The organism is Rhodoferax sp. (assembly GCF_030653815.1).
Classification (GTDB): domain Bacteria; phylum Pseudomonadota; class Gammaproteobacteria; order Burkholderiales; family Burkholderiaceae_C; genus Rhodoferax.
On sequence record NZ_JAURYQ010000037.1, the window covers coordinates 117,521 to 129,423 of the forward strand.

The following is an 11,903-nucleotide window of genomic DNA, read 5'->3' on the forward strand; positions in this document are numbered from 1 at the left end:
TGGGCTCAGTTTTCGACCACGCGCAAAGACCACGGCGTTTTTTGCCAGGCCACGCATTCTTCGTTGAGCAGGTAGGCTGACTGTGGGTACAAACGGGCCCAGTCGCTGTTGAAGTGCAGCACAAATTGGCGCACGTTCTTGGGATCCTGGTGCAGGCTGATGCCCGTCACATCCGGGTCGCGCCGGGCGTGGCACAACACCACCGCCAGGCGCAGCACCAGCAGTTGCTGGATGAACAGCTGGTCTTCAAAGTCGGCCTCCAACTTGCGCAATTTGCCGCGGTGCCCCAGCACCAGCAGGCTGAGCTTGTGCAGTTCGGTCAGGGCGAAACCCATGGCGTCGGTGTTGTCCAGAATGTAGGCGCCATGCTTGTGGTAGTCGCTGTGCGAGACGTGGCTGCCAATCTCGTGCAATTGCGCGGCCCAGGTGAGTTTGCGGCTGACGCGCTCGTCCACTGTCGCGTTGTTGAGCTGCCGGTAAAGCGCGTTGGCAATCTGGCCGACCCGTCTGCCGTGCACCGGATCGGCGCCAAATTTGGCAGCGAGGCGCTCCACCGAATGGTCGCGCAGGTCGGTGTGCTGCTGGCCCGACCCCAGCATGTCCTGCAGCAAGCCGTGGCGCAGACCGCCGGTGGCCTGTTCCAGGCGCTCGATGCCCAGCAGGTCAAACAGGGCGCGCAGCACGCTCAAGCCGCCGCCAATGATGGGTTTGCGATCGTCGCGCATGCCGGCCAGGCGCAAGCGGTCGGTGCTTTGGGCCGCCAGCAGTTTGTCTTGCAGCCAGTCCAGCCCGGGGCGCGTGACCGAGCCGGCCGGCCAGCCCGCAGCCACCAGCACGTCGACCACCGCGTTCACCGTGCCTGCCGAGCCGTAGGCCACGTCCCACTGGTCGGGACTGTACAGGCTCAGGGCTTCGTCCAGCACGGCTTTGGCGGCAATTTCGGCCATCTGAAACGAGCGCTTGGTGAACTGGTTGTCACCAAAATAGCGCATCGACCAGGCAATGCTGCCCACCCGGTACGACTCCATCTGAAGCGGCTCGCGCCCATGACCCAGAATGATTTCGGTGGAGCGTCCGCCAATGTCGATGACCAGGCGGCGTTCCTGCGTGCTTGGCAGCGCCTGGGCCACGCCCTGGTAAATCAGCCGGGCCTCTTCGCGGCCCGAGATGACGTCGATCGGGAAGCCCAGTTTTTCGGTGCCGATGGCCAGGAATTCGTCCCGGTTACGGGCTTCGCGCAGGGTTTGGGTGGCTACGGCACACACTTCGGCCTCGGAAAAGCCCGCCAGCCGTTCGCCAAAGCGTGCCAGGCAGTCCCAGCCGCGCTGCATGGCAGCCGGCGTGAGGTTGCGGTTGTCGTCCAGGCCATTGCCCTGGCGCACGGTTTCCTTGAGGTATTCGGTGCGGTAGAACTGACCGTGTTCAATACGGCCGATTTCGAGCCGGAAGCTGTTGGAGCCCAGGTCAACAGCCGCCAGGCGTGGTGTGTTTTGCATGGTCAAAAATTCAAATCGTCAGACTCCCCAGCATAGCACCAGAAGCCGGCGTGTCCGGGCCACTCCATGCTTTCAGCGCGCGCAACAGCGGGCGTTTTTTGGCCTGGTGGCCACCCATGCGTTGCAGGATGTCGTCCAGCGTGCGAATGGCCTGGCTGATGTAGGGCCCCTTGTTGAGCATGACGCACTCGGCGCGCACACCCAGGCCGGCGTCCGAGATCTCGGCGCGCGAGGGCAGGCCGGTCTTGGCCATGAATTCGAGCACCTGGGTGGCCCAGATCACCGGCATGTGGGCGGCTTCGGCGCACCACAAGATTTCTTCCTGCACTTCGGCCAGGCGCTCATAGCCGCACTCCACCGCCAGGTCGCCGCGCGCAATCATCACGCCCGACACGTTCGAAGCCATGGCTGACAGCATCAGCTCAGGCAGGTTTTCGAAACCCTGCAGGGTTTCGATCTTGAGCACGATGCCCATGTCGTCGCGGCCCAGACGCTGCAGCTGCCCGCGCAGCAGCGCAATGTCAGCCGGCTTTTGCACAAACGACAAGCCCACCATGTCGGCCTCGGCCGCCACCGTCTGCAGGTCTTCGATGTCCTTGTCGCTCAGCGCGGGCAGGTTCAGTTTGCTGTCGGGCAGGTTGATGCCTTTGTCGCCCGTGAGTTTTTCACCTTCCGGGCGCGCCTGGGTGATCTCGATGTCGAGCCAGTCGTCGGTTTGCTGGCGGATCACGCCGCCAATGCGACCATCGTCAAACCAGATGCGCTGGCCCACCCGGGCCTGGTCGATGACCTGCGGCAGGGTCACGGCCACGTGTGCCGGCTCCGGGCTGGGCGCGTCGGAGTCGTCGTCCATCGCGGCGGGCTGGCCGAGCCCGTCACGCGTCAGGCGCAGGTGGTCGCCCACATGCAGGCGCAAGGCACCTTGTTGGCTGTCAATCTGACACACCAGGGTGGCGTGTTTTTTCTTGCCGCCCGCGCCACCGAGAGTCAGCACGGTTTCCGGCGTCAGGTAAGCCGTTTGCAGGCATTCGGTGACGGCGCCGGTGTCGTCGTTGTGGACCACCAGCAGCTGGCGCTTGGCACCACGCGCGTCGGTGAAATGGATGTGGCTGCCGGCTTTCAGGCGCGCCAGCCAGACCTCCCAAACGCCCACGCTGGCGTCGACATGCGGTACTTGCGCGGTGCTGTCGATGGGGCGCAGGTGCAGCCGGGCCGGGCGCACCACCCGGCCCATGTCGTCCTTGCCGGGCTTGAGCTTCAAGACCGGTGGCCGGTCCGCCACGGGGCCGGTCCTGATTTTGGGGCCACCCAGGTCCATCAGCAGCTTCACCGGCCGCTGGGCTGCGGCGGCGGCGCTGCGCACATGGGCGCTCATGCGTTGCCAGTCGCTTGGCGTGTCGTGGGCGCAGTTGATGCGGGCAATGTCCATGCCGGCGTCCACCAGTTCGCGTACCAGTTGGGCGTCGCTGGCGGCGTCCGAGGGCAGCGTGACCATGATGCGGACCGGGCGCCCTGCGGGGGCCTGGCCCAGCAGCCTGAGCGTGTGTTTTTTGAGCAGCGCACGGCTGCTGATGCTGCCCGCAGGTTCTTCGGCAGACTTGTCCTGCCAGGCCTGGCCGGTCAGGCGGTGCAACAGGCCCAGCACCTTGTCCAGGCTGGCCAGCACATGCGACTCGGAGCGTCCCAGCGACGACAGCCCGAGCCTGGCGAGTTGTTCCTGCAGCGGACGCAGGTCGATGCTGCGCAGGGTCAGGTAATGAATCAGGTTGCGCGCGCTCTTGCGGTACTCGGGCAGCACCTTGTCAAGCTCAAGCTTGAGCGCTTTTTCGCGCGCCAGCATGGCCTGTCGCAAGGCCCACAATTGGTCGATGAGCTTGAGGCAGATGTCAAAGTCCTGCGGGTCGCCCCCGACAGTTGGCGATGGGGCAGCAGCGGCTGCAGCGTGGTCTTGTTTACTCATGCCGCCGTTTATAGGCGCCTTTCATGACACTGTCATGAAAATGGCATGATGAGTCAGTCGCAAGGATAATTTGCGCAAGTCCTGGGTCAACCTGCCTTGAAAGGCCTTACGCCATGAAGTCACGCCCGCACCACAGCGCGCCGCAAGAGGTGGAACTCAAACTGAGCCTGCCGGGTCCCCATGCGGCTGAGCTGGCCAAGCGGCTGGCCCAACTGCCGGCATTGGCGCGGCGCAAGCCGTCCCGGCTGTCCCTGAGCAATATTTATTTCGACACACCCGACCAGGCTTTGCGCCAGCAAGGTGTTGCCTTGCGTTTGCGCCGGGTTGGCAGCGAGGCCGATCCGCGTTGGCTGCAAACCCTGAAAACCAGCAGCGGCGAGCGCTCCGCCCTGAGCCAGCGCGGCGAATGGGAAAGTCCGGTGGCCGGGCCGGCGCTGGACCGGGCGGCGCTGGCCCACACCGCCTGGACCGGCATCGACCCCGATGGCCGCCTGTTTGCTGCCCTGGCGCCGTGTTTTGTCACCCGCTTCGAGCGCACCCTTTGGCTGGTACGCCGACGCGGTGGCAGTGTGGTGGAAGTGGCGCTGGACATCGGTCAGGTCGAGGCCAACGGCAAACAGGCCCCTATTTGCGAACTGGAGCTTGAACTCAAGGCGGGTGATTCCACGGCGCTGTTCGCGCTGGCGCACCAGCTGGGCCGGGGTGTGGCGCTGCTGCCGGCCAACCGCAGCAAGGCCGAGCGCGGCTTTTTGCTGGCGCAAGACGCGCTCGACCTGCCGCAGCGCGCGCAGCGGGCCCCCCTGGTTTTGCCCTTGAGCCGGCTCGAGCTGGCGCAGCGCGTGCTGCGCGAGATGTTTGGGCACTTCAGTCAAAACCTGGAAGCCCTGGGCACGTCGGACGATCCCGAGGTGGTGCACTAGGCCCGCGTGGGCTGGCGCCGCTTTCGCTCGGGCTTGCGGCTCTTTGGCAAGACGCTGGCGCTGTCCCAGCCGCCAGCGTGGCTGGACTTGCAGCCCTTGCTGGCGGGGCTGGGCGCGCTGCGCGACCTGGATGTGGCCGTGACCGAAACGCTGCCAAGCCTGGCCGATGGCTACACACTGGGTGATGTCGGTCGAGCCCAAGCCTGGCAGGCCGTGTTGGCCGCCCTGACGCAAGCCGCCGCCGCGCAGCGCCAACAGCTGCGCCAAAGCCAGCAGGCACCGGCTGTTGGCCTGTGCTTGCTGGCGCTGACCGAATGGCTGGAAAATTTGTCGGCAGCGGACAACGGCGGGCCGGTTCAAAGAGGCGCGCTGCGTCGTTGGGCCAGGCGCCGCACCGGGCGCCTGCAGCAGCGCCTGGCGCAGGCCCACAAGCAGGCTGACACGCCGCAGCAGCAACACCGGGTGCGCATTCTGGCCAAAAGGCTACGTTATGGGGTCGAGGCGCTGCGCGCGCTGTTGCCCCGGCATCAGGCAGACACCTGCATCGAGCAGGCCAGCCAGCTTCAGGGCCGCCTTGGCCAGTCCCGCGATGTGGCGCAGGCCAGCGCCTTGGTGGTTGCGCTGGCGCTGGACCGCCACATTGAGGCCTATTTGCAAGGTGTGGCGGTGGGTTTTAAAGCAGGTCTGGGCTCTGCACCGTGACCACCAGGGTCTGCGCCTGGGCTTCGCGCTCGCGGCTGCGCAGCCACCAGACCGCGCCCTTTTTGACCGAACATTCAGCGACGCTCAAGCCAAGCAATTGGGCGATGGTTTGCCCCAGTGTGGGTTGATGCCCCACCACCAGCACGCATCCCCTGGCATCGGGCCATTGCACCAACTCCAGCAACTGCGCCGTGCTTGCGTCCGGCTCCAGCTCGGACCTGAGCTTGAATTTCCGGCCCAAGGCGCTGGCAGTTTGCTCGGTGCGAACTGCCGGACTGACCAGAATGCGGGTGTTGTCGGGCAACTGGCGATCGAGCCAGCCAGCCATGCGCTTGGCCTGCTTTTCGCCGCGCGTGGTCAGGCGCCGGGCCATGTCGTCACAGCCCTGCGTCCATTCTTGCGCCTCGGCGTGGCGCCACAAAATCAGGTCCATGCCCACAATATAGGTCAAAAAGATGTCAATTTGAAGACAATGCCGCCGCGCGGCCGCGCTGCACGTTCACCGGCACCAGCAGCACCAGGCCCAGCACAAACAGCACCGAGGTGCTCAAAATGGCGGTGCGCTGGTCGCCACCAGTGACCCAGGTGATGAGGCCGTAGCTCAAGGGGCCGACGATGCTGGCAAGGCGGATGGCAAAGGTCCACAGGCCGTAAAACTCGGCCACCTGGCGCTGCGGCGCAAACAGGCCTGCCATGGCACGCCCGGCCGACTGGCTGCTGCCCATGCACAGGCCGGCAATCACGGCGGCGTACCAGAAGTCGCCCTTGCTGCCGGCCTGCGCGGCGATGACGCAGGTGGCAATCCAGCCCAGCAGGGTGATGGCCAGTGCAATTTTGTGACCGATGCGGTCCTGCAGGTAGCCCCAGCTGAAGGCGCCTGCAGCGGCGGCCAGGTTCAGTACAAAAATCAGCACCATGGTTTCCTGCTGCGCAAAGCCAATCACCTGCTCGGCATAAATGGCAGCCAGCGCAATCGCCACGGCCACGCCGGCCTGGTAACACACGGCGCAGGCCAGCAGCCACATGAAGTCCGTGAACTGGCGGGCCTGATGAAAAGTGTGTTGCAACTGCTTCAGGGCGGCCCGGAAGCCGCCTTGGCCGAGCGCGGCCGGGTTGGGCTGCGCCCGCTCTTTCAGCAGGGCAAAGGTGACCAGCGCCGCCGCACCGTAAAGTGCCGCCGTGATCAGCATCGTCACCGGCACAAACTGCGCCGCGCTCTGGCCCTGGCCTTGCGCCCACAGCACATAAGCCAGGCACAACCCGAGCGCCAGCATGCCGCCAAAGTAGCCAAAGCTCCAGCCCCAGCCACTGACCTTGCCCAGCGACTCAGCACGCGCCAGTTCGGGCAGAAATGCCGCCGTCATCGACTCGCCCCAGGCGTAAAAGGTGTTGGACACCACAATCAATACGATCGCCAGCGCCACGCTGCCAGGGCCGACCAGCGCCAGCGCCGCCGTGGCCAGCACGCAGCCCGCCGTGAACAGCGTGAGCAGGCGCTTTTTGGCCGCACGCAAGTCGGCGTAGGCGCCCAGGCTGGGCATGGTGAGCATGACGATGGCGTTCGACAAGCTCAGTGCCGCCGTCCAGGCCAGCGTGGCCCAGGGCGCGCCTTGCGCCACACTGCCGACGAAATAGGCCGCAAACACGGCGGTGATGACCACCGTGGTGTAGCCCGAGTTGGCAAAGTCGTACATGGCCCAGCCAAAGACCTCGCGCTTGCGCACGCCAGGCTGGAGGGCTTGTTGGGAGAAAAGTGGCATGGTGGTTTGCAGTGTAAAACAGCCGTCCCCAAAACAAAAAACCCGGCCCCCATGCAAGGGCCGGGCAAAGCGGCATGGCCGCGGTTAACGTCGATTTTCTGGCTGAGGTGCCAAGGCATCAGGTTCCGATTTTTCCGCCATCATTCTTGGTGATGACGATGGTGGCCGAGCGCGGGCGCTTGCCGGCGCCGTAACCGGCGTTGCCGGGCCACTGGCTGGTGTACTTGGATGGGTCGGCAATGTCGGCCATCTTGGTGTTCTCGCCCGGGTGCTGGATGTTGATGAACATCGTCTTGCCGTCCGGCGTTTCGCACAGGCCGGTGATTTCGGAGTCCTTCGCGCCGACCAGGAAGCGCTTGAGCTTGTCGTCGCCCGGTGCTTTGCCCACGTAGGTGTCCACGCTCACCGTCGTCTTGTCGGCCTTGGTGTAGCTCAGCGTTTTCTTGGCGCCATCGCCCACGGAGCCCGGCAGGGCGGCGAGCATCATGCAGTTGCTGACATCGGTGAAGGCGCCGTCGTCGGTCTGGATCCACATGATGCCGGTGGAAGGGCTGAACACCAGGCCGTCAGGGCTGGAGAAGTCTTGGTCGTCGGTCAGGCTGGACAAGTTGACGGTGCCCGGTGCGGCGCTGGATTCGGCACCGAACAGGTACACGTCCCAGTTGAAGCTGGTGCCGGCGTTGCCGGCCGTGCCTTCCTTCATGCGCAACACATGGCCGTTCGGGTTGCCGGTTTGTGTGCTGCTGCCGTTTTTGATGTCGCTGTAGACGCGCGGGTTGGCGCTATCGGGTGCAGCCTGGCTGCTGTTGGCGGGCTCGATCCGGCGGTTGCTGTTGTTGGTCAGGGTGAAATAGATTTCACCATTGGCCACGTTGGTCGAGCACCACTCCGGGCGGTCCATTTTGGTTGCGCCCACCGCATCGGCGGCCAGGCGTGAATTCACACAGATGTCGGCCTGGTCGGCGAAGGCGTAAGCGGCGTAGCCCGAGATCAGCGGGTTGCTGGTGCTCAACTCGATCCAGCCACCGGTGCCGTCGCTTTTGAACTTGGCGACAAACAGTTTGCCGGCGTCGAGGTAGGTGTCGCCGGTGGTGATGCGGTCGGCCGGGTTGGCGTCGGCAGCGGCCCAGGACTTGGCGGACACGAACTTGTAGATGTACTCGCCGCGCGAGTCGTCACCCATGTACACGGCGAGCGGCTGGCCCACCACCGGCTTGCCAAAAGCCGCGCTTTCATGCGCGAAGCGGCCCAGGGCGGTGCGCTTGCGGGCGGCCTTGGTTTTGTCGTAGGCGTCGATCTCGACGATGTAGCCGAAGGTGTTCATTTCATTGCGGTAGTCGTCGCTGCCATCGGTGCTGGTGCCGAGCTTGCTGTTGTTCCAGCGTGCGTATTTGTCATCGCTGCCAGCAGATTCCCAGCCGTGGCGCGAGGCTGCGCCCTGGCTTCGGCCATAACGCTTGAGTGCCACCACGCTCTTGTCCGCGCGGGCCGCGTCATCCGTGGCGCTGCGGAAAAAGTAACCCGCCCAATTCTCTTCGCCGGTCAGAAAGGTGCCCCAAGGCGTCTTGCCGGTGCCGCAGTTGTTCAGCGTGCCGCGGGACTTGGTTCCGTCGGTGGAGTGTTTGGTTTTCAGCAGCGCGTTGCCGCGGGCGGGTCCGGTGAGCTGCATGTTGTCGCTCAGGGCGGTCAGGCGGAAGTTGAAGCTGGATGCCGGGACGGTGGCCCACTTTTTCCCGGCCTTTTTGATTTCGACCACGGACACGCCGTGAATGGCCGTTTCCTTGTCAACTTCAGCTGCCGGGCGGGGCAGGGTGCTGGCACCGCCGTTGGCATGCAGGAAGAAAGAGCTGAGCTTTTCGTCGGTGGTGGCTTCGTGGTTCACTGCCAGCAAGCCGCGGTCGACGGACGACAGCGAGGGCTTGCCGGATTTGTCCAGGCCAAACCATTCCATGCCGTCGTGGTGGTCGCCGGCGCGGTGCTCATAGTCGGTGTCGGTGCCGTCGTTTTTGTAGGCGGGCGTGCCTGCGGTCAGGGGATCGCCCAGTGCGTAGAGCACGCTGGCGGTGTAGCCGGCGGGCACCACCACGGTGTCAGCCAGGCTCTTGGCGACCGCCTTGAAACCCAGCTTGCCCGCGGCCGACGCTGCAGGCTGCGCGGCAACGGCCACGCCACTGGCAGCCAGCCCGGCACCGCCCAGCATCGCGGTGCCGACGCTGCTCACGCCGCCAAGCAGCACGCCGCGGCGACTCAGGCGCGCTTGCAGCACCGAATCAAAGCTCGGGTTGTTGCTGGTGTTGGAGTTTTCGTCGTTAAAGTCAATTTTTTCGGTCATTATGGTGTTCCTGGGGGTTTCGTTGCGTCTACAAAAATCGCCTGCGTAGCTTACGGAGGCACTGTGACGCTTTGGTGAAAATTGAATGATGATTTGGTGACAGTCGCGTGTTTGTGAGCTATTCGGATGGCGGCATCAGCGAGGGCGAAGGCCGGGCTTCAAGTCGTCTGGCCTGCCTCTTGGCCCCATAGGGCCATGCCGTCGGCAGATTGTTTGGCCGCTGCTGCTGCATTGGCCACCTGCTCTGCGTTTCCGAAATCACCGGGGTGTACCTCAACTGCGCCGATAGACAGGGTGGTCAAGGCAAAAAATTGCGAGAAGCCCTGACGGTCTTGCGCTTCGATGCCGCCCCTCTGCCGGTCGCGTTCGTCAAACAGATGGGCCGCCTGGGTGTTGAATTTCTCGATCATGCAACGGCATTGCGCGGCCCAGTTCGCGCTTTGAAACACCACGGTGAAGTCGTCACCGCCCACATGGCCCAAAAAATCGCGCCGCTCCTGCACGTGGCAGGCAGCCACCCGGGCCACCAGCCGGATCACGTCATCGCCACGCCAGTAGCCGTAGCGGTCGTTGTCCATCACGATGAAGCCATCGTCCAGGTAACGTTGGTCGTCGGACGTCAGAATGCCCAGCAGGTCATCAATGGTGTGCTTGCTTTCGATCAGGCGCGGCTGCAAATTGGCCCATTGCAGGCACTGCTTGTTGCCCCACAACTCCCGGGAAGAGAGCTTGCTGTATCGGTCCAGAAAGTTCATCCGGTTGATGATGCCGATGGGGCTATCGCCCCCAACCAGGGGCAATGCATGCAGGTGCGGATGCTTTAAAAATAAGGCTGCCACCTGGTCGATTTGGGTTTGGGGCCCCATGGTCGGGGCTTGCAAAATGTTCAAACGGTCAAAGATGTTGGCCTGCGTGCTCTGTCTGACTTCCGGGTAAACCGCCACCTGGCTATTTACCAGTACGGCCACCGCACCGGGCTGTACCGCGGTGCAGGGCTGGGCATGCGGACGCGCCAGAAAGTAGCCCTGCCCAAAGGTGAGTCCGAGGTCACGCAGAAGGCGCAGGTCGTCGTCGGTTTCAATGCCCTCCGCGACCAGCTCGGAGCCAAAAATTTCCGCAATTTTTTGCAGTGTCTGAATGGTCTTTGCTTTGTCGGCATGTGTGCTCACGGTGTTTGGTGTGGTGTTCGCACCCATCAACATTTTGGCGGGCATGGGCGGCATGTCGGAGTTTTCCATGATGACTCAGGGAATTCCCTGGTCCATTGCCTATGGTGCATTTTTTGTTGGGCGCGGCCCTGATCGGCGTGCTGACTTTTACCGCGCTCAAACGCCTGGAAACCCGCCAGCTCAAACTGAAGAAATCGCGCTGAGCGGTGGTAGCTCTGGCGGCATCAGGCGCCAGCGCGCGCCGTGGGCGTTTGTTTCATGTAGTCTTTGACTGGCAGGTCGTTTTCACTGATGTGGTGGCCCATCCAGTCAGCAATCAAGCCACTTAAAACCGGTCTGTCCAGAATGCTGCGGGAGGCGTCTGCCAACAAGTTGTCCAGCTGCGTTCGCGCGGCCCGGTGCACCCCTTTATGTTCTGCCAGCGTAGGGCAGTCGTTGGCTTCCAAAATGCTTTCCTCCAGCGTGTCGTGCAGTCGCGCCAGCCTGACAATGTCCTCCAGCGCGCTGTTAATCTGGTCTTCGGTGGCGGTATCGGTGTCCAGCAGGCGCATCAGGTCCCGGCCCAATTCCAGCAGGGTGATGTGCTGCTCGTCCAGTTTGGCATTGCCCACACTCAAGCTGGGTGACCATTTTGGAATTGGTTTGACGCGGTGCGGTTTGGAAGGATTTTTGGGCTGCATGGCATTCATCAAAAATTGCTGTGTGTTCACGCGTCCGGGGCTGATCAAGCGGTGAATTGTCGCAAAAAATGGGAATGTCAAACAAAGAAATTTCGCGCCCGGCTTGGACAGGTCAAAGTCCAAGCGGGCATTCATCAGTTTTCAGTCCTTGGCGGGCCGACCGGTTTTGATGGCCGGAATGGCCTTTGTGACCTTCAGAAAATTGGCATCGGACATGCTGGCCAAGGCCAGGATGCCGGCGCGAATCAGTTCGCTCTTCTTGATCGAAGTTCCCAGCTTGACACTGCGGTGCTTCAACTCTTCCAGCTTGAGGTATTCCAGCTTGGGGATGGTGAAACTGTCACGCACCAGCTTTGGTTTTTTAGGCTTCAGCAACTTGATTTCTGCCTGCTTTGCAGTTGCCGTGACTGGCGCCTTGGGCTGGACTTTCACTGCTGTTTTAACTTCAAGATTGGGCGCGACGGTTGGCGTGGTACGCACGACCGGTTTGACCGCTGCCTTGGGCGTTGCCTTTTTGGCGACGGACTTGACAGCCACCTTGGCCGCCGGCTTGGCCGGGGCAGCTACTTTTTTGACGGCTGTTCGAGGTGCTCTTTTGGCCACTGCCTTGGCGGCTGCAGAGGCGGGTGCAACGGGCACTGATGGCACTGGCGCTGTGCTGCCGGCGCCTGGCTGGACTGCAGGGGGCTCGGTGGCCGCGTCTGCTTGCATGCTTGATGTCATGGTGGACCTGCTGGAGTTAAACAAGGTAAATAGTTTATACCGTTTAAGGAAATCGGGGCAATTCAATCAGCGCGCGTCACACCATTGTCATTGCCGTCTGTCAAATTGAAACTGCTCGTGGCACTTCTGTACGGCCGATGCGGTCTACCAGAATCTGCGTG

Annotated in this window: 10 protein-coding genes; 2 read left to right on the forward strand and 8 right to left on the reverse strand. The window is 63.2% G+C overall.

Features of this window, described 5'->3' with window-relative positions; genetic code table 11:
• Positions 1-5 precede the first annotated feature (5 nt).
• Positions 6-1,496, reverse strand: a complete 1,491-nt coding sequence (locus Q7U49_RS13825) for a Ppx/GppA phosphatase family protein (RefSeq protein ID WP_304764881.1) — start codon at positions 1,494-1,496, stop codon at positions 6-8.
• Between the two features lie 10 nt (positions 1,497-1,506).
• On the reverse strand, positions 1,507-3,456 hold the full coding sequence (locus Q7U49_RS13830; RefSeq protein ID WP_304764883.1) for a pyruvate kinase: 1,950 nt from the start codon (positions 3,454-3,456) through the stop codon (positions 1,507-1,509).
• A 113-nt stretch (positions 3,457-3,569) separates the two neighbouring features.
• Here Q7U49_RS13830 and Q7U49_RS13835 point away from each other — a divergent pair, with 113 nt between their 5' ends.
• A complete protein-coding gene (locus tag Q7U49_RS13835; RefSeq protein ID WP_304764885.1) occupies positions 3,570-4,376 on the forward strand; it encodes an inorganic triphosphatase in 807 nt (268 codons plus the stop codon).
• 6 nt (positions 4,377-4,382) lie between these two features.
• Positions 4,383-5,078, forward strand: a complete 696-nt coding sequence (locus Q7U49_RS13840) for a CHAD domain-containing protein (RefSeq protein ID WP_304764887.1) — start codon at positions 4,383-4,385, stop codon at positions 5,076-5,078.
• Here the strand turns inward: Q7U49_RS13840 and sixA are convergent.
• The 6 genes from sixA to Q7U49_RS13870 all read right to left on the reverse strand — a co-directional run bounded on the left by sixA (position 5,050) and on the right by Q7U49_RS13870 (position 11,742).
• Positions 5,050-5,511, reverse strand: coding sequence for a phosphohistidine phosphatase SixA (gene sixA, locus Q7U49_RS13845; RefSeq protein ID WP_304765212.1), 462 nt, complete (start codon positions 5,509-5,511; stop codon positions 5,050-5,052). The genes Q7U49_RS13840 and sixA overlap by 29 nt on opposite strands.
• 25 nt (positions 5,512-5,536) lie before the next feature.
• On the reverse strand, positions 5,537-6,838 hold the full coding sequence (locus Q7U49_RS13850; RefSeq protein WP_304764889.1) for an MFS transporter: 1,302 nt from the start codon (positions 6,836-6,838) through the stop codon (positions 5,537-5,539).
• A 118-nt stretch (positions 6,839-6,956) separates the two neighbouring features.
• Positions 6,957-9,170 (reverse strand): PhoX family phosphatase, encoded by a 2,214-nt coding sequence (locus Q7U49_RS13855; RefSeq protein WP_304764891.1) that lies wholly within the window; start codon positions 9,168-9,170, stop codon positions 6,957-6,959.
• A 158-nt stretch (positions 9,171-9,328) separates the two neighbouring features.
• Entirely contained in the window at positions 9,329-10,408 is a 1,080-nt protein-coding gene (locus Q7U49_RS13860) for an EAL domain-containing protein (protein ID WP_304764893.1), read from the reverse strand.
• A 155-nt stretch (positions 10,409-10,563) separates the two neighbouring features.
• Positions 10,564-11,019: a bacteriohemerythrin gene (locus Q7U49_RS13865; protein ID WP_304764895.1), complete on the reverse strand. Its 456-nt coding sequence runs from the start codon at positions 11,017-11,019 to the stop codon at positions 10,564-10,566.
• 141 nt (positions 11,020-11,160) lie between these two features.
• Positions 11,161-11,742, reverse strand: a complete 582-nt coding sequence (locus Q7U49_RS13870; RefSeq protein WP_304764897.1) for a hypothetical protein — start codon at positions 11,740-11,742, stop codon at positions 11,161-11,163.
• Positions 11,743-11,903: the final 161 nt, after the last annotated feature.

Excerpts from the sequence above, each read along its gene's own strand:
- sixA (WP_304765212.1), bottom strand. The coding sequence starts at position 5,511 with ATGGACCTGATTTTGTGGCGCCACGCCGAGGCGCAAGAATGGACGCAG.
- Q7U49_RS13825 (WP_304764881.1), bottom strand. The coding sequence starts at position 1,496 with ATGCAAAACACACCACGCCTGGCGGCTGTTGACCTGGGCTCCAACAGC.
- Q7U49_RS13865 (WP_304764895.1), bottom strand. The coding sequence starts at position 11,019 with ATGCAGCCCAAAAATCCTTCCAAACCGCACCGCGTCAAACCAATTCCA.
- Q7U49_RS13870 (WP_304764897.1), bottom strand. The coding sequence starts at position 11,742 with ATGACATCAAGCATGCAAGCAGACGCGGCCACCGAGCCCCCTGCAGTC.
- Q7U49_RS13860 (WP_304764893.1), bottom strand. The coding sequence starts at position 10,408 with ATGGAAAACTCCGACATGCCGCCCATGCCCGCCAAAATGTTGATGGGT.
- Q7U49_RS13830 (WP_304764883.1), bottom strand. The coding sequence starts at position 3,456 with ATGAGTAAACAAGACCACGCTGCAGCCGCTGCTGCCCCATCGCCAACT.
- Q7U49_RS13855 (WP_304764891.1), bottom strand. The coding sequence starts at position 9,170 with ATGACCGAAAAAATTGACTTTAACGACGAAAACTCCAACACCAGCAAC.
- Q7U49_RS13850 (WP_304764889.1), bottom strand. The coding sequence starts at position 6,838 with ATGCCACTTTTCTCCCAACAAGCCCTCCAGCCTGGCGTGCGCAAGCGC.
- Q7U49_RS13835 (WP_304764885.1), top strand. The coding sequence starts at position 3,570 with ATGAAGTCACGCCCGCACCACAGCGCGCCGCAAGAGGTGGAACTCAAA.